Source organism: Pseudomonas sp. P4_C1, assembly GCF_056402155.1.
The window spans coordinates 34,162-51,288 of sequence record NZ_JBFUHY010000001.1; the positions used below are offsets into that span (position 1 = coordinate 34,162).

Sequence of the window (17,127 nt, forward strand, 5' to 3'; positions counted from 1 at the left end):
TCGCGATAGCGGACTGTCTGCCAACATTGATGTTGAATGAGCCGCCGCCATCGCGAGCAAGCTCGCTCCCACAGGGTTCCAGGGTGAACCTGTCAGGCCGTGACAATCCGGTTCTTGCCGTCGCGCTTGGCCTGGTACATCGCGGCGTCCGCCCGGGAAAACAGGTTTTCCACGTTTTCGTCCGCGGCGGTCAGGCTGGTCAGGCCCTGGCTGACGGTGATGCCGAACGTCCGGCCTTCATGGGTGAAACGCAATCGCTGAATCTGCTGTTGCAAGCGCTCAGCCACTTGCAGGGCCATCTGCGGCGTGCAGCCGGGAAACACCGCAGCAAACTCCTCACCGCCAATGCGCCCGAAAAGGTCGTCACGGCGCAACGCTGCGCGGCCGCTTTCGGCAATGCGTTGCAGCACGTTGTCGCCTTCCTGGTGACCGTAGGTGTCGTTGATGATTTTGAAGTCATCGATGTCCAGCATCAGAAACGACAGCGGCTCGCCCTTGTTTCGGGCGTGTTCGAACTCGCGTTGAGCGCATTCGAAGAAATGCCGGCGATTGCTGCTCTGGGTCAGGGCGTCGGTGGTGGCCAGGCGATGCAGCTCGGTTTCCATCTGCTTCTTGTCGGTGATGTCTTCGGCGATGCCGAAGATGATCACCGGTTGCCCCGGCTCGGCCTGGCGGTTGATGTAGCATTTGTCGCTGAGCCAGCGCATCTGGCCGTCGGCGGCAGTGATTCGATACTCGCGGTCTTCCACGGCGCCTTTGTCCAGCACTTCGGCCAGGCTGCGTTCGGCATAGTCCAGGTCGTCAGGATAGATGTTGTCGCGCCATTGATTGCAGTCGGCCAGCAGTCGATCGGCTGAACGGCCAAAGATCCGTTCATAGGCGGGGCTGACGTAAAGCACCTGGCGGGTTTCCCAATCGAATGCCCACAGCACCGCGTTGACGCTCGCCAGCAAGGTGTTGAGCAACTGTTCGCGTTCGCTCAGACGTGCGACTTCGCCTTGGGCGTGCATCAGCGCCATCAGGGTCTGCGCGGCCTCGGGCCAATGTGACGGAGATGAGTCTTGCAGGTTTTTTTGGGCCATCGACACAAATCTCAAAGGGCATGCCGCGTGTTCAATGGCGGCCAACACCAAGCCCGCCGGGGGATGGCGAAGTGTCTTTGAGATTGGGCTTTTTAGATGAAGTTCCCGCCTTTTGTGGCGAAGGAGAGGTCTCCCGCCGGGCGGTACTGATGACGCGATTTTGCGGTCAGACCACAAACCCATGTGGGAGCGAACCTGCTCGCTCCCACAGGTTTTGTGGTTCAGACGGCGGCAGGACGCAAGGAGTAGGTCTTCAACTGATCGGCGAAGTCGCGCAGCGATTGAATCCCGCTGGCTTCGGCTTCGTGTACCCAGTCCTTGATGGCCGCCAGCATGTCGTGGCCATTTGAGCTGGTCTTGACCCAGATCTGCTGCAGGGCCAGGCGTTTCTCGTAAATTACCTTCAGCGCCTGACTGTGCTCGAGCATGTTCTGGATGCGTACATGGTGTTTGTCATCCAGCAGGCTGGTCTCCCGCGAAAGCAGGCGTTTGGCCCGGTGGAACTGGTGACGTACCGAGTGATCGACCTTTTCCAGCTCTTGCTTGACCAGCGGGCCGATCACCAGTTTTCGGTACTGGGCCATGATCTGGAAGCGGTTGTTGAGGATCGCCATGGCGGTGTCCATGTCCAGGTTGCCCTTGCCTTCGACGCGATGGGCGATCGGCGCGACCCGTTGAACCTTGGCCAGGCGCAGGAAGCTGAAGACTTGAATCCACGCCCAGCCCAGGTCGAATTCCCACTTCTTCACCGACAGTTTTGCCGAGTTAGGGTAGGTGTGATGGTTGTTATGCAGTTCTTCGCCGCCAATCAGGATGCCCCACGGCACCAGGTTGGTCGCCGCATCGCGGCATTCGAAGTTGCGGTAGCCGATGGCATGACCCAGGCCATTGACCACGCCGGCGGCCCATACCGGGATCCACATCATCTGGATGGCCCAGATGGTGATGCCGATGGTGCCGAACAGCAGCAGGTCGATAACGCCCATGATCGCGATGCCCAGCAGCGGATAGCGGCTGTAGAGGTTGCGCTCGATCCAGTCTTCGGGGCAGTTCTTGCCGTAGATGCGCAGGGTCTCGGGGTTTTCCGCTTCGGCGCGGTACAACTCGGCGCCTTTGCGCAGCACCGTGGACAAACCCTTGATGACCGGGCTGTGCGGGTCATCGACGGTTTCGCATTTGGCGTGATGCTTGCGGTGGATGGCGGTCCACTCGCGGGTGTTCTGCGCCGTGGTCAGCCACAGCCAGAAACGGAAGAAATGCTTAAGGCCCCCATTCAGCTCCAGGGAGCGATGGGCCGAGTAACGATGCAGATAGACCGTGACGGCGATGATCGTGACGTGGGTCATCAGCAGGGTGACTGCTACCAGAGACCAGGGCGACAAGCCAAGAAAACCTTCGTACCACATAGGCTATAGGGCCCTCGATAAAGAAAAAACAGCCGTTGCATTATCACTAAGCCCACACAGAAAACCAGTCGCCCTTTCAGATAAGAGTGGCTGGATGTGTCTTTAAACTATAATCCCCACCTTTTTGTAGGGACATGGATCGCCGGATGTCTGCCACCTATCGCGATGCCTTGCGCACAGCGCTGCTCTATCTGTTGCTTTCTGTGGTTTGGCTGCAGATCAGTGGCTATTTATTAAACAGTTTCTTCGATAGCTCTGCCGAGCGACTGCGATGGCAACTGATCAACGGTTATGTTTGGGGGCTGTTCAGCGCCGGGTTGATCTTCATTGCCCGGGCGCGGCTGCTGCGGTGTCTGGGGATCGACGCCACATTGCACGAACGCAATACCAATCGCGAGCGCCTGCGCCAGGCGGCTGCTGTTTTCGACTGTACCCGCGAAGGCGTGCTGGTCACCGATCGGGAAGGCGTGATCGTCCATGTGAACCGGGCGTTCATGGAAATCACCGGTTATGGTTGTGAGGACGTGCTCGGGCAGCGCCCCAATATGTTCAAGTCCGGACGTCATCCATCTGACTTCTATCAGGTGATGTTCGCCGCGCTTGAACGCACAGGGGAGTGGAGTGGGGAAATCTGGAACCGGCGCAAAAGCGGCGAAATTTACCCACAATGGCAGACGATCCGCCTGATCCACGACGACTACGGCCGGCCGAGCCAATATGTGGCTGTGTTTTCCGATATCAGTGCAATCAAGAACTCCGAACACGAGTTGATGCACCTGGCGCACCACGATCCGCTGACCGACCTGCCGAACCGCCTGCTGTTCACCGACCGCACCGAACAGGCCCTGGCCTCGGCGCAGGTCCACAAGCGTGGCTGCGCGCTGCTGATGATCGATCTCGATCACTTCAAGATGGTCAACGACAGCCTTGGGCACACCATCGGCGATCAGTTGCTCAAGGCGGTGGCCGAGCGCCTTGGCGCCATGTTCGGCCCGGGCATCACCCTGGCGCGGCTGGGTGGGGATGAGTTCGCCGTACTCGCCGAAAGTTGTCCGCAATTGGTTCAGGCCGCTGCGTTGGCCCAGCGGATCATCGACGGCCTCAAAGCACCATTCTCTATCGATGACCATCAGTTGTTCATCAACACCAGCATCGGCATCAGCCTGTTCCCCAGCGATGCCTTGAGTGTTGAGCAACTGCTGCGTAATGCCGACTCTGCGCTATTCAAGGCCAAGAGCACGGGGCGCAATGATTATGCCCTGTATACAGAAGAGCTGACGGCCCACGCCCAGCAACGGGTCGAGATCGCCTTTGAATTGCGCCGCGCCCTGGACCGGGAAGAGCTGCGGGTTTATTACCAGCCGGTTCATGACCTCAGGAGCAGTCGCCTGATTGGCGTCGAGGCGCTGGTGCGTTGGCAGCACCCGCAGCGGGGATTGGTGTCGCCGGCGGAATTCATTCCGGTCGCCGAGCGAACCGGTCTGATTGCTGAAATCGATGCCTGGGTCATGGCGCAGGCGTGCCGGCAGATGTGCCGGTGGCAGCAGGAGGGGGTGGTGCTGTCTTTCATTGCGGTCAACGTTTCTTCGCGCCTGTTCGCCCGTCGTGAGCTGTATCGGCAGGTGGCGCAGGTCCTGCGCGAAACCGGGCTGGAGCCGGCGTTTCTGGAGCTGGAAGTGACCGAAAGCGCGGTGATGGAGGACCCGGAAGTCGCGCTGGAGCAAATGCATCGCCTGCGCGAGTTGGGGGTGCGCCTGGCCATCGACGACTTCGGCACGGGGTATTCATCGCTGCTGCGGCTCAAGCGTCTGCCGGTGCAGAAGCTGAAAATCGACCAGGGCTTCGTCGCCGGATTACCGTGGGATGAGGATGATGCGGCAATCTCGCGGGTGATCATTGCCCTGGCGCAAAGCATGGGCATGCAGGTGCATGCCGAAGGGATCGAGCAGGTCGAACAGGCGGCTTTCCTTCTCGAACAGGGATGCGATCTGGGGCAAGGCTATTGGTTCGGACGGCCGGTGCCAGCGGCGCAGCTCGATTGGATGCATGCGCCGGTGATCGGATAGGCGCAATCCCTGTGGGAGCGAGCTTGCTCGCGATAGCGGAGTAACAGTCGAGACTTCTAGAGACTGACACGCCCTCATCGCGAGCAAGCCCGCTCCCACAGGTTTTTTGGAGTGCCTGAAAGAGGGTGATTCACCTCAAGCCCTTGTCCCTTCAAGTAATCTCTTCTGGTTATATAAACATTCTTAAATAGTCTTTTTAAGAATATCTACACCTCTCTAGTATTGCTCTCACGCCGCAAGCAGTGCCGACACTGCGAGGCAACCTCTCAGTTGAAGGAGCAGCAATATGAGCGCATCCCTGCGAAGCGTCGACGGTCAAGACGAAGCCACCATCCTGCGTGAAATCCAGAGTGCCCTGCGCGACCTGCGCTTTGGCGCCGTGGAAATCACCGTGCACAACGCCCAGGTGGTGCAGATCGAACGCAAAGAAAAATTCCGTTTGCAGCAGCCGGGCAATAAGCCGGGCTGAGGCGAAACAGGCACCGCGATTTCCGATATCCCATAAGAAAAAGCCAACACACCAAGAATTCCAGGAGCTTTCACCATGTCGTCGATTCGCCACTTCGCTTTGGCCGCCCTGGCCAGCGCCCTTTTTGCCGGTTCCGCGGTAGCCAAGGATTACGAGCTGCTCAACGTGTCGTACGACCCGACCCGCGAGCTGTACCAGGACTACAACGCCGAATTCATCAAGTTCTGGCAGAAGGATCATGCCGGCGACACGGTGAAAGTCCAGCAATCCCACGGCGGTTCGGGCAAACAAGGCCGGGCGGTGATCGATGGCCTGCGTGCCGACGTCGTGACGCTGGCCCTGGCCGGTGACATCGACGAAATCGCCAAGCTCGGCAAGACCCTGCCGGCGGACTGGCAAAAGCGCCTGCCGGACGCGAGCACGCCTTACACCTCGACCATCGTGTTCCTGGTGCGCAAGGGCAACCCTAAAGGCATCAAGGATTGGGGCGACCTGGTCAAGAATGACGTCTCGGTGATCACGCCGAACCCGAAAACCTCCGGCGGTGCGCGCTGGAACTTCCTCGCGGCCTGGGCCTATGGCCTCAAAGCCAACGGCGGTGATGAAACCAAGGCCAAGGAATACGTGCAAACCCTGTTCAAGCACGTGCCAGTGCTGGATACCGGCGCTCGCGGTTCGACCATTACCTTCGTCAACAACGGTCAGGGCGACGTGTTGCTGGCCTGGGAAAACGAAGCCTTCCTGGCCCTGAAAGAAGAGGGCGGCGCCGACAAGTTCGACATCGTCGTGCCATCGCTGTCGATTCTCGCCGAGCCACCGGTGGCGGTAGTCGACAAGAACGCCGAGAAAAAGGGCAACGAGCAGATCGCCGAAGCCTACCTCAAGCACCTGTACAGCCCGGCCGGCCAGGAAATCGCGGCGAAGAACTTCTATCGTCCACGTGACAAGGACGTGGCCGCCAAGTACGCCCAGCAGTTCCCGAAACTGGAACTGGTGAGCATCGACAAGGACTTCGGCGGCTGGAAAGCCGCACAGCCGAAATTCTTCAATGACGGCGGGGTGTTCGACCAGATCTATCAGGCGCAGTAATATTAAATAGCCATCAATGAGCCTCGAATTTCGATTCGAGGCTTTGTGCGTTCTCAACCAAGGACTTTTATGTCGCGTCGTATCTCCCCCGTCATACCCGGCTTCGGGCTGACGCTGGGCTACACCTTGGTGTACCTCAGCCTGATTGTGCTCATACCACTGGCGGCGATGTTCGTGCATGCCGCTCAACTCACCTGGGATCAGTTCTGGGCAATCATCTCGGCGCCACGGGTGCTGGCGGCGCTGAAGCTCAGCTTCGGCACCGCCCTGTGTGCCGCGATCATCAACGGCATCATCGGCACGCTGCTGGCCTGGGTATTAGTGCGCTATACCTTCCCGGGGCGCAAAGTCATCGACGCCATGATCGACCTGCCGTTCGCATTGCCCACGGCAGTGGCCGGTATTGCACTGACGGCGCTGTACACCCCTACCGGCCTGGTCGGTCAGTTTGCAGCGGATCTGGGATTCAAGATCGCCTACACCCCCCTGGGCATCACCCTTGCCCTCACTTTTGTGACACTTCCATTCGTAGTACGTACCGTACAGCCAGTATTGGCGGATATCCCCCGTGAAGTGGAAGAAGCGGCGGCGTGCCTGGGGGCAAAACCCTTGCAGGTTTTCCGTCATATCCTGCTGCCGGCACTGCTTCCGGCATGGCTTACCGGTTTCGCTCTGGCCTTTGCCCGCGGGGTCGGCGAGTACGGTTCGGTGATTTTCATTGCCGGCAACATGCCGATGAAAACCGAGATTCTGCCGTTGCTGATCATGGTCAAGCTCGACCAATACGATTACACCGGCGCTACCTCCATTGGTGTACTGATGCTGGTGGTTTCCTTCGTCCTGTTGCTGCTGATCAACTTGTTGCAGCGGCGCATCGAAACCCCATAAGGAGGCGCACCCATGTCCCAATCGTCTATTGCTGCCGCTTCCTCGAACGCTGCCCGCCGTGGCAGCGCGACTTCGCGGCGAATCCTGATCGGCCTTGGCTGGCTGATTTTTGCCCTGTTCCTGTTGCTGCCGCTGTTCATCGTGGTGTCCCAGGGCCTGAAGCTTGGCCTCGGTGCGTTTTTCACCGCGATCTTTGAGCCGGATGCGCTGTCGGCGCTGAAACTCACGGTCATCGCCGTGCTGATTTCGGTGCCGCTGAACCTGGTATTTGGCGTCAGTGCCGCCTGGTGCGTGAGCAAGTACTCGTTCCGCGGCAAGAGCATGCTGGTGACCCTGATCGACCTGCCGTTCTCGGTATCGCCGGTGATTGCCGGCCTGGTCTATGTGCTGATGTTCGGCGCCCAGGGCCTGTTTGGGCCGTGGCTTTCGGACCACGACATCCAGATCGTCTTCGCCCTGCCGGGCATCGTACTGGCGACGATCTTCGTTACCGTGCCGTTCGTGGCACGGGAGCTGATCCCGCTGATGCAGGAGCAAGGCACTCAGGAAGAGGAGGCTGCGCGCCTGCTCGGGGCCAACGGCTGGCAGATGTTCTGGCACGTCACTGTGCCCAACATCAAATGGGGCCTGATCTACGGCGTGGTGTTGTGCACCGCGCGGGCCATGGGTGAGTTCGGTGCGGTATCGGTGGTTTCCGGGCACATTCGCGGGGTGACCAACACCCTGCCGCTGCACGTCGAGATCCTCTACAACGAATACAACCACGTGGCCGCGTTCGCCGTGGCGAGCCTGTTGCTGATCCTGGCGCTCTTCATCCTGCTGCTCAAGCAGTGGAGCGAAAACCGTATTAACCGCCTGCGCGCCAGCGCCGCGGAGGAATAATTCATGTCGATCGAAGTGCGTAACGTCAGCAAGAACTTCCATGCCTTCAAGGCGCTGGACAACATCAGCCTGGACATCCAGAGCGGCGAACTCGTCGCACTGCTCGGTCCGTCGGGCTGCGGCAAGACCACGCTGCTGCGGATCATCGCAGGCCTGGAAACCCCGGATCAGGGCAACATCGTGTTCCACGGTGAAGACGTTTCCGGCCATGATGTGCGAGATCGCAACGTCGGTTTCGTGTTCCAGCACTACGCCTTGTTCCGCCACATGACGGTGTTCGACAACGTCGCGTTCGGCCTGCGCATGAAGCCGAAAAACCAGCGCCCGAGCGAAAGCCAGATCGCAACCAAAGTCCACGAACTGCTGAACATGGTGCAACTGGACTGGTTGTCGGACCGCTATCCGGAGCAACTCTCCGGCGGTCAGCGCCAGCGTATTGCCTTGGCCCGAGCGCTGGCTGTGGAACCGAAAGTGCTGTTGCTCGACGAACCCTTCGGCGCCCTTGACGCCAAGGTCCGTAAAGAGCTGCGCCGCTGGTTGGCGCGTCTGCACGAAGACATCAACCTGACCTCGGTGTTCGTGACCCACGACCAGGAAGAAGCGATGGAAGTCGCCGACCGTATCGTGGTGATGAACAAGGGTGTGATCGAACAGATCGGCTCACCGGGCGACGTCTACGAAAACCCGGCCAGCGATTTCGTCTATCACTTCCTCGGTGATTCGAACCGTCTGCACCTGGGCGAAGACAAACATGTGCTGTTCCGCCCGCACGAGGTGTCGCTGTCGCGCCATGAACTGGAAGATCACCACGCAGCGGAAGTGCGGGACATTCGTCCGTTGGGCGCGACGACGCGGGTGACGTTGAAGGTCGAAGGGCAGAGCGATCTGATCGAAGCCGAAGTGGTCAAGGATCACGACAGCCTGGTTGGATTGGCGAAGGGCGAGACGCTGTTCTTCAAGCCGAAGGTCTGGCAGAAGGTCGCCAACATTTAAAGCAAAAGCATCGCGGGCAAGTCGGATCGCCGCACCGCCGCTCCCACAGGTTTCTGGGGTGTTCACAAGTTTTGTGTTCAACACCGATCCACTGTGGGAGCGAGCTTGCTCGCGATGGCGTCTTACGCCGCAGCGTTTTTCTGACGCAGACGCACCCCACCCGCCCGCGCCTCGATCTGCTCTTTCAGGTCATGCCGCATCCCCAGCAAAAACGCCAGCTCCGCCACCACAAACAGCGGCCCGACAATCAATCCGGTCACGTCATCGACAAATGCCGGTTTGCGCCCTTCGTAGTGGTGACCGACAAACTGGATGACCCAACCGATCATGAACATCGCCACACCGCTGCCCAGCCAGACCAGCGTGCCTTGCTGTGCCAACGCATGACCTGCCCACACCGACAGACCAAGCAATACCGTCATCAACACGCCCAGGCGCAACTCCAGGCGCAGGTAAAACCACGCCGAGGCCAGTGAAACCAGCACCGCCGGCGATACCCAGGCACCACCCAGCGACCACTCAGGCCGGGACAACAGCACCGCGACGGCCACCACGATCAGCGGAATGCCGATAAAGTGCGATGCGATGTTGCGTGGGTCACGGTGGTAGGCGGCGTATTGACTGAGGTGGTCGACGAGGCTTTTCATTGTTGTTCTCCTGTGGGGTGATTGATCATGCCCCGGGGCCACTTCCCGCTCTGTCAGCCAGGCGACAATCTCTAGGAGTTTTCATGGATATGCAGGTCTGGCGTCCACGCCTGATGAGCGGTCAGTGGTTCAGCCATTTGCCTGATTCCCTACAGGATAGTCTGCTGTCGGTGGCCAGGGTGCGGCGCCTGTCGCCGGGCCAGCGGCTGTTCAAGCGTGGCGATCCGCCCTGCGGCCTGTACGCGGTGCTTGAAGGCGCGGTGCGCGTCGGTGCCGTCAGTGAGCAGGGCAAGGAAGCATTGCTGAGCCTGGTGGAGCCGCCGCACTGGTTCGGAGAAATCTGCCTGTTCGATGGCCAGCCACGCACCCACGATGCCTACGGCGTGGGCCAGTGCACGCTGCTGCACATCCCCCAGAACACCTTGCTGGCGCTGCTCGATGAGCATCCGCAGCACTGGCGGCAACTGGCATTGCTGATGAGCCAGAAATTGCGCATGACCTTCATCAACCTTGAACAACTGAGCCTGTTGCCGGCCCCTGCACGGCTGGCGCACCGCTTGCTGATGATCGCCGAAGGCTACGGCGAGACCACCCCTCCACGCCGCGTCTTGCAGCTACCCCAGGAGCAGCTGGCCGCCATGTTGTCGCTGTCGCGCCAGACCACCAACCAGATTCTCAAGGAGTTGCAGGGGCAGGGGATCATCGGGCTGAGTTACGGCGAAATTGAAATCCTCGATGCTGCCCGATTGCGGGAACTGGCTACAATCTGAAACTCGACGCATATCCCTTGTGGGAGCGAGCTTGCTCGCGATGACGGTGTGTCAGTCTCCAGGTATGTCGACTGACAGTCCGCTATCGCGAGCAAGCTCGCTCCCACAGGGAATCTGGGTGAATCAGAGATTTGTGGTCACCGAAAAAACTGTGGGAGCGGGCTTGCTCCGGGCGACGTTCCGGCGATGGGGCCAGATCAGCCAACTCACTTTCCGGATCAATCAGCGCAACCCATCCCGAAACTGCCCAGGCGTCATCCCCGTCCAGCGCTTGAATGCGCGGCTGAAGCTGCTGGTGTCGGCAAACCCGAGCAGGTAACTGATCTCGCTCAACGAACATTGCGGGTCACGCAAGTGCAGCAGCGCGAGGTTTTCACGGCTTTCGTTGAGCAGCGTATCGAATCGGCAGCCTTCATCCGCCAGGTGCCGTTGCAGGCTGCGCAGGCTCAGGTGCAGGGCCTTGGCTATGTGTTCAGCGCTGGGTTCGCCTTCGGGCAGTTGTTCTTCAATCGCATCGCGGACCTTGCGCTCCCAAGTCAGCGGCTTGAGTTGCGCCAGGGTGCGCTTGAGCACGGTTTCGTTGTGTTCGGCCAGCTCCGGGTTGGCGTCGTCCAGGTGGCTGTCGAAGTCGACGAGGGCGAATTCCAGTCGGTCCTCGTCGGCGCCGAAGTGCACGGGTGAGCGAAAGACTTTATGCCATTGGTGTGCGTCCACTGGCTCCGGGCGGCGCAGGTAGGTGGCCAGCGGCGCGTAGTCGCGGCCCAGGCGATTGCGGCAAGTGCGCACGTAAATCGCCATGAACGCGTCGATGGCTTCGAAGGCCGGGGCCGGATTGCCAGCGGGGATTTTCAGGCGGAAACAGTAGCGATCTTCGGTACGGGTCAGTTCCAGTTCCAGGGCATCGCTGACCACCTGGTGATAGCGCACGATGCGCTCGAACACTTCCCGCAGGCTGCCGCTGGCCACCAGCGCATAACCCAGCGCATGGAAAGTGGTCGGGCTGACGAAACGCGAAACCCGCAAACCAATCGCCGGGTCGCCGCTGACCTGCACCGCCAATTGCCACAGGTGTGTGGTGCCCGACAGCGGGTAGCGCGCGTTCGGGTCGTCCATCAAATTTGGGTCGAGGCCAGCTTGCTGGCACAGGGCGGTGCTATCGATGCCCAGGGCATCGAGTTGCTTGCGCAGGGCGCGGGTCCAGCTGGCGAGAGAGGTCGGTTCAGTCATGCTGATTGGCGCTTCCGGTCAACAGGTTGGCGTTCTCGGCTACCGCGTTGCGAAGGATCGCAAGGCAGGATGCAACCATCAATAATCAGAGGATGGAAGCATGGACCGTACTTCTGCAAGCCCCCAACGACTGAATGCAGCCCAACGATCAGCCCATATCCGTGAAGTGGTGCTGGCCAGAGGCGTCGAGCTGCGCGAGCAATACCCGATTCTCAAGCATCAGGACGCCCTCGGTGCAGGCATTCTGACCTTCGCCATCGCCGGTATGATCGGTTCGGCGGCGCTCTATATGACCGGGCATATGGCTTGGTGGGCGTGCCTGTTGCTCAACGCATTTTTCGCCTCGTTGACCCATGAGCTGGAACACGACCTGATTCACAGCATGTACTTTCGCAAGCAGAAGGTGCCGCACAACCTGATGATGGGGCTGGTGTGGCTGGCGCGGCCGAGCACCATCAACCCATGGATTCGCCGCCACCTGCACCTCAACCACCACAAAGTCTCCGGCTCCGAAGCCGACATGGAAGAACGCGCCATCACCAATGGCGAGCCATGGGGATTCGCACGGTTTCTGATGATTGGCGACAACATCATGTCGTCGTTAATCCGCATGCTGCGGGCCAAGACCTTGGCCATGAAGTTCAGCATCATTTACCGCACGCTGAAGGTCTACGCACCGCTGGCGCTGATGCATTGGGGTGCGTGGTACGTGTTTCTCGGCTTCCACGCAGCGAACGGCGTTGCGCATCTGATGGGCGCACCGATCGAGTGGTCCGCGACCACGTTGTCGGTGATGCAGGTGATCGACATCGCGGCAGTCGTGATCATCGGTCCGAACGTGTTGCGCACGTTCTGCCTGCACTTCATCAGCTCGAACATGCACTACTACGGTGACGTGGAGCCGGGCAATGTAATGCAGCAAACCCAGGTCCTGAATGCCCCGTGGCTGTGGCCGTTGCAGGCGTTCTGCTTCAACTTCGGCAGCAGCCACGGCATCCATCACTTTGTGGTGAAGGAACCGTTCTACATCCGCCAGTTGACCGTACCGGTGGGGCACAAGGTGATGCGTGAGATGGGCGTGCGGTTCAATGATTTCGGTACGTTTGCGCGGGCGAACCGGTTTGAGCGCAGGGAAGAAGTGGTCGGGGAGAAGGTGCGTACAGCCCAGGCTTAAGGGTTGTCTGCTAAGGCCTCGTCGCGAGCAAGCTCGCTCCCACATTGGTTTTGTGAGCGCCAAAAAAACCTGTGGGAGCGAGCTTGCTCGCGATAGCGGTGGTTCAGGCTGAATCAATCCGGCTGAAACGGCGACTCACTCAAGATCACCCCGGTCTCATCCACATACCGCTGCCAATGCTCGATCAAGGCACCAAGCTTCTGCGGTTGGCTCGACGCCAGGTCATGAATCTCCCCCGGATCATTGCCCAGGTCATACAGTTGCCAGGTCGCCGGCCCGACCGGTCCCGGGATGTACACCGCCTTCCATTGCCCCTGTCGAATCGCCCGCCGACCGAATAATTCCCACCCGGTCACGGTGTGCTCGTCATGCACTTGCGCCGTCTCGCCCGACAGAAACCCCAGCCACGATTTGCCGCGGATTTCCGCTACGGGTTTGCCATGCCATTGCTTGCCCGGATGGCGCACACCGGCGAGGTCGAGAATGGTCGGCGTGATGTCCATCACCGTGCCGAAACCGTGGCTGATCTGTCCCTTGAGCGGCAGCTGCGGGTAGTGCACCAGCGCCGGAACGCGGATCCCGCCTTCGGTGGTGAAGGCTTTGAACAACCGCGACGGCGCGGTGGCAACCTGCGCCCAGTTCGGCCCGTACCAGACGTAGGAATTGGCCCGGCCGATGTTGTCCAGGCTGTTGTCGTAATGCTGATTGAGATAGGTCAGCAACTGCGGGCCGAATTTCGGGAAAGCCTCCAGCAATGCCCCTTCGGCGCCGTTATCGGACATGAACAGGATGAAGGTGTTGTCCAGTTGCCCTTGTTGGCGCAGGTAGTCGACGACGCGGCCGATGTTCCAGTCCATGCGCTCGACCATCGCCGCATAAACCTCCATGGCCCGCGCGGAGATCTGTCGTTGTTCGTCGCTCAAGGCATCCCATTGTGCGCTCAGCTGGATCAACGGATGCGGCTCGACATCGGCCTCGATCAGCCCCAGCTTTTTGAGTTTTTCCAGGCGTTCGATTCGCAGGACTTCAGGGCCGGCGTCATAGCGCCCGCGGTATTTTTCCACTACCTCGGCCGGCGCCTGCAAAGGCCAGTGCGGTGCGGAAAACGGCAGGTAAGCGAAGAACGGCCGGGTCTGGTCGCGCTCCTTGAGGTATTGCAGCAGCTTGTCGCCAAAGGTATCGGAGGAATAGAAATCCTTCGGTAGTTCATCGATGAATTGGTCGTCTTCGATGTACAGCGCCGGGGTGGATTTCAGCAACCGTGGCGTCGTTTCATCGTAGGTCGGCTCGAACCCGTAGTGGTTGGCGGCGCCGGGCAACAGCGAAAACGAACGCTCGAAACCCCGGGCGTGAGGCGCCAGTTCTGCGGTCAGGCCCAGGTGCCATTTACCGCTCATCAACGTCTGGTAACCGGCCTCGCGCAGCAGCTCGGGCAGGGCGACCACGCGGTCGTTCAAATGCCCTTCATAGCCGGGTTTGCCGATCAGGTCCGGGGTCAATGCTTCGGCCATGGTGCCGATGCCGGCGATGTGGTGGTCGGTGCCGGTGAGCAGCATCGATCGGGTCGGCGAGCAGGTCGGTGCGGTGTGAAAGTCGGTGAGGCGCAAGCCATTGTTGGCCAGTGCATCAAGGTTCGGCGTGTTGATTTCGCCACCGAAGGCGCCGAGGTCGGAAAAGCCCAGGTCATCGGCCAGGATCACTAAAAAATTGGGACGTTGCGGCATCAAGCATTTCCTTTTTCAGTAGGCAATGAAGGACAGCGGCAGATCGCGGACCTGCACCGGCACGGGGGGCTGGTAGTGATCGTCGCTGGTGAGTTCGTGAAGCAGTTCTTCGCGCAGTTGGTGGAAGTCGAAACTGCTGCGCTGGCGCGGATGGGGCAGGGCAATCTCGACCACTTGCTTGATCCGCCCCGGACGCGGCTCCATCACCACCACGCGGTCGGCGAGGAAGATCGCTTCCTCGACGTCGTGGGTGACCAGCACTGTGGTGATTTTTGCCCGCGAGCGGATCGCCAGCAGTTCGTCCTGCATCTGTTGGCGGGTCAGCGCATCGAGGGCGCCAAAGGGCTCGTCCAGCAGCAGAATCCGTGGGCTGGCCACCAGGCCGCGAGCGATGGCCACGCGCTGCGCCATGCCGCCGGAGAGCTGGTGCGGATAGGCGCGGGCGAAGTCGCCGAGGCCCACCAGTTCGATGAAATCATGGATGCGCTTGTGCTTTTGCGCAGCGCTCAGTGGCTCGTTGACCAGGCCCAGGCCGATGTTGTCGGTCACGCTCAGCCACGGGAACAAGCGGTGCTCCTGAAAGACGATGCCGCGCTCGCTGCCGATGCCGGTGACGGCTTTTCCGTCCACGCTGATCTGCCCCCGAAATTGCGTATCGAGGCCCACCAGCAGCCGCAGCAAAGTGGACTTACCGCAACCGCTGGAGCCGACGATGGCGACGAACTCACCCTCGGCGATGTCCAGGTTGAATTCGCGAATGGCCTCAAGTGTGAAGCCGTCGACGTCGAAGGTTTTGCCCACGTGATTGAAGCTGACAATCGGTGCGTTCATGCGTGTCTCCAGCGGGTGGCGCGGATTTCCAGGCGTTGGCCAATGAGGTTGAGCAGGGCGCCGGTCAGGCCCACCAGCAGCATGCCGGCCATGATCAGGTCCATGCGCAGCAGTTGTTGGGCACCGATCATCTGGCTGCCAATGCCGCCGTTGGACGGCATGAAATATTCGGCGCCGATGGTGCCGAGCCAGGCGTAGATCAGGCTCAGCCTGAGCCCGGCGAAAATCCCCGGTGCGGCGCCCGGCAGCACCAGACGGCGCAGACGCTGGGGCAGGTTCAGGCGCAACACCTGCGCGGCCTCGTTCAGTTGCGGCGACAGGTGGGCGACGCTGCGTTGGGTGGCGATGAACAGCGGGAAAAAAGCGGCCAGGGCAACGAACGCCCACTTGGCCAATTCCCCCAGACCGAACCACGCGGTGAGCAGCGGCACCCAAGCGAAAATGGCGATCTGGCGGATGGCGGCAAGGGTCGGACCGAGCACGCGTTCACTGGTCCGCGACAATCCCAGCAGCAACCCCAAGGCAAACCCGAGCCCACCGCCGAGCAGCAATCCGCCAAGGGTCCGGCCCAGGCTCAGGGCCATGCCGCCAATCAGCGTGCCGTCGAGCAGGCCATTCCAGGTGGTGTGCAGGACGGCCAGCGGACTGACCAGAATGTTCGGGTCAATCCACTGCTGATCCGAGGCCAGTTGCCACAACGCCAGAAGCGCCAGTGGCAGCAGCCACGGCTGCAATCGCTGCCAACCTTGATAACGCGGCCCGCGGCGGATTTCGGCGGTGGCCGGGTGCGGCCAGTGCACCAGTTTCCTGTCCAGCAGACCGATGCCGCGATCCATCGCCACGCCGATCAAGCCGATCACCACGATGCACACGAAGACGATGTCGAGCATGAACAGCTGTCGCGCCCAGACCATCAGGTAACCGATGCCTTCGCTGGACGCGAGCAGTTCGACAGCCAGCAGCGAGGTCCAGCCGGCAGCCAGCGCGAGGCGTACACCGGCCATGAATGCCGGCAGTGCGGCAGGCAGCACCAGGCGTCGGATCAACAGATGCCTGGGCAAGCGCAACACGGCGGCGGCCTCGCGCAGCTTTGGTTGTGCATCGCGCACGCCGACCAGTGTATGCAGGGTCACCGGCACCACGATGGCCTTGATCAGCACCACCAGTTTCAGCACCTCACCGATGCCGAAAAACACCATGAACAATGGAATCCAGGCCAGGGTCGGGACTTGCGCCAATCCGGCGAAGGTCGGAAAGACCAGGCGCTCCAGTCGATGACTGAAACCCAGTGCCGCACCCAAAACGGCACCTGCGCTGACCCCGGCCAGCAAGCCCCAGAACAAGCGTTGCAGGCTGATCCACAAATGGCTCCACAACTCGCCTTGGGACAATTCAACGGCGCTGTTCCAGACCAGGGTCGGCGCTGGCAGGATCTGCTCGCTCATCCAGTGATTACGGCTGGCGAGCCACCAGAGCGTGAACAGGGTGACCGGCAACAACCAAGGCAACAGTCGACGATTCAGACTGGGCCAGAGGCGCTGGTTTTCCAGTGGTGGCGCGGCCAGCGGCAGGCTGAGAAGGGAAACACGGGCCATGAACGACCTCCGTTGTCGGGTTGCAATACAGGCATGCTTTTTTGTAGGAGTGAGCCTGCTCGCGATAGCGGTGTGTCAGGCAAAGATGTCTCGATTGACCTTCCGCTATTCGCGAGCAGGCTCGCTCCTACAAGGGTTCAGGCGTATGCAAAATTGATCTATAAAATTCAAAACCAATACTATTGAGAGATAAGAGAGGCCATTTATGGCCTCCCTAAGCTTCCGCATCCAATGCATTCGAAGAATATTTTTGATGCCGCTTGGGCATATCGGCGGAGAGCCCC

Annotated in this window: 15 protein-coding genes; 8 read left to right on the forward strand and 7 right to left on the reverse strand. The window is 60.4% G+C overall.

Features of this window, described 5'->3' with window-relative positions; genetic code table 11:
* Nucleotides 1-92: 92 nt before the first annotated feature.
* Nucleotides 93-1,082: a GGDEF domain-containing protein gene (locus AC1DU9_RS00170; RefSeq protein ID WP_223463256.1), complete on the reverse strand. Its 990-nt coding sequence runs from the start codon at nucleotides 1,080-1,082 to the stop codon at nucleotides 93-95.
* A 221-nt stretch (nucleotides 1,083-1,303) separates the two neighbouring features.
* Nucleotides 1,304-2,488 carry a delta-9 fatty acid desaturase DesA gene (gene desA, locus AC1DU9_RS00175; protein WP_223550135.1) on the reverse strand — a complete coding sequence of 395 codons (1,185 nt, stop codon included), beginning with the start codon at nucleotides 2,486-2,488 and terminating at the stop codon, nucleotides 1,304-1,306.
* Between the two features lie 146 nt (nucleotides 2,489-2,634).
* Here desA and dibA point away from each other — a divergent pair, with 146 nt between their 5' ends.
* The 6 genes from dibA to AC1DU9_RS00205 all read left to right on the forward strand — a co-directional run bounded on the left by dibA (nucleotide 2,635) and on the right by AC1DU9_RS00205 (nucleotide 8,875).
* Nucleotides 2,635-4,554 (forward strand): phosphodiesterase DibA, encoded by a 1,920-nt coding sequence (gene dibA, locus AC1DU9_RS00180; RefSeq protein WP_477809598.1) that lies wholly within the window; start codon nucleotides 2,635-2,637, stop codon nucleotides 4,552-4,554.
* A 286-nt stretch (nucleotides 4,555-4,840) separates the two neighbouring features.
* On the forward strand, nucleotides 4,841-5,023 hold the full coding sequence (oscA, locus tag AC1DU9_RS00185) for a sulfur starvation response protein OscA (protein ID WP_007975618.1): 183 nt from the start codon (nucleotides 4,841-4,843) through the stop codon (nucleotides 5,021-5,023).
* A gap of 75 nt (nucleotides 5,024-5,098) precedes the next feature.
* A complete protein-coding gene (locus AC1DU9_RS00190) occupies nucleotides 5,099-6,112 on the forward strand; it encodes a sulfate ABC transporter substrate-binding protein (protein ID WP_108219747.1) in 1,014 nt (337 codons plus the stop codon).
* A gap of 69 nt (nucleotides 6,113-6,181) precedes the next feature.
* Nucleotides 6,182-7,000 (forward strand): sulfate ABC transporter permease subunit CysT, encoded by an 819-nt coding sequence (cysT, locus tag AC1DU9_RS00195; RefSeq protein WP_007972956.1) that lies wholly within the window; start codon nucleotides 6,182-6,184, stop codon nucleotides 6,998-7,000.
* 12 nt (nucleotides 7,001-7,012) lie between these two features.
* On the forward strand, nucleotides 7,013-7,882 hold the full coding sequence (cysW, locus tag AC1DU9_RS00200; RefSeq protein ID WP_150726413.1) for a sulfate ABC transporter permease subunit CysW: 870 nt from the start codon (nucleotides 7,013-7,015) through the stop codon (nucleotides 7,880-7,882).
* A gap of 3 nt (nucleotides 7,883-7,885) precedes the next feature.
* A complete protein-coding gene (locus AC1DU9_RS00205; protein ID WP_046040728.1) occupies nucleotides 7,886-8,875 on the forward strand; it encodes a sulfate/molybdate ABC transporter ATP-binding protein in 990 nt (329 codons plus the stop codon).
* Between the two features lie 122 nt (nucleotides 8,876-8,997).
* Here the strand turns inward: AC1DU9_RS00205 and AC1DU9_RS00210 are convergent, their stop codons facing one another.
* Entirely contained in the window at nucleotides 8,998-9,522 is a 525-nt protein-coding gene (locus AC1DU9_RS00210; RefSeq protein ID WP_477809599.1) for an Mpo1 family 2-hydroxy fatty acid dioxygenase, read from the reverse strand.
* An 83-nt stretch (nucleotides 9,523-9,605) separates the two neighbouring features.
* On the opposite strand from AC1DU9_RS00210, the gene AC1DU9_RS00215 reads away from it, so the two are divergent.
* Entirely contained in the window at nucleotides 9,606-10,292 is a 687-nt protein-coding gene (locus AC1DU9_RS00215; protein ID WP_223463261.1) for a Crp/Fnr family transcriptional regulator, read from the forward strand.
* Nucleotides 10,293-10,514: 222 nt separating this feature from the next.
* Here AC1DU9_RS00215 and AC1DU9_RS00220 read toward each other — a convergent pair whose 3' ends face one another.
* Nucleotides 10,515-11,519 (reverse strand): AraC family transcriptional regulator, encoded by a 1,005-nt coding sequence (locus AC1DU9_RS00220; protein WP_223463262.1) that lies wholly within the window; start codon nucleotides 11,517-11,519, stop codon nucleotides 10,515-10,517.
* 100 nt (nucleotides 11,520-11,619) lie between these two features.
* On the opposite strand from AC1DU9_RS00220, the gene AC1DU9_RS00225 reads away from it, so the two are divergent.
* On the forward strand, nucleotides 11,620-12,693 hold the full coding sequence (locus tag AC1DU9_RS00225) for a fatty acid desaturase (RefSeq protein ID WP_477809600.1): 1,074 nt from the start codon (nucleotides 11,620-11,622) through the stop codon (nucleotides 12,691-12,693).
* Between the two features lie 113 nt (nucleotides 12,694-12,806).
* On the opposite strand, the gene AC1DU9_RS00230 is transcribed toward AC1DU9_RS00225, so the two are convergent.
* The 3 genes from AC1DU9_RS00230 to AC1DU9_RS00240 are packed head-to-tail and all read right to left on the reverse strand — an operon-like array spanning nucleotide 12,807 to nucleotide 16,843.
* Complete coding sequence (locus tag AC1DU9_RS00230) at nucleotides 12,807-14,417, reverse strand: arylsulfatase (RefSeq protein WP_477809601.1); 1,611 nt, start codon at nucleotides 14,415-14,417, stop codon at nucleotides 12,807-12,809.
* Nucleotides 14,418-14,432: 15 nt separating this feature from the next.
* Entirely contained in the window at nucleotides 14,433-15,248 is an 816-nt protein-coding gene (locus AC1DU9_RS00235) for an ABC transporter ATP-binding protein (protein WP_477809602.1), read from the reverse strand.
* Nucleotides 15,245-16,843, reverse strand: coding sequence for an ABC transporter permease (locus AC1DU9_RS00240; RefSeq protein WP_477809603.1), 1,599 nt, complete (start codon nucleotides 16,841-16,843; stop codon nucleotides 15,245-15,247). Before AC1DU9_RS00240 ends, AC1DU9_RS00235 begins: the two co-directional genes overlap by 4 nt.
* Nucleotides 16,844-17,127 lie beyond the last annotated feature (284 nt).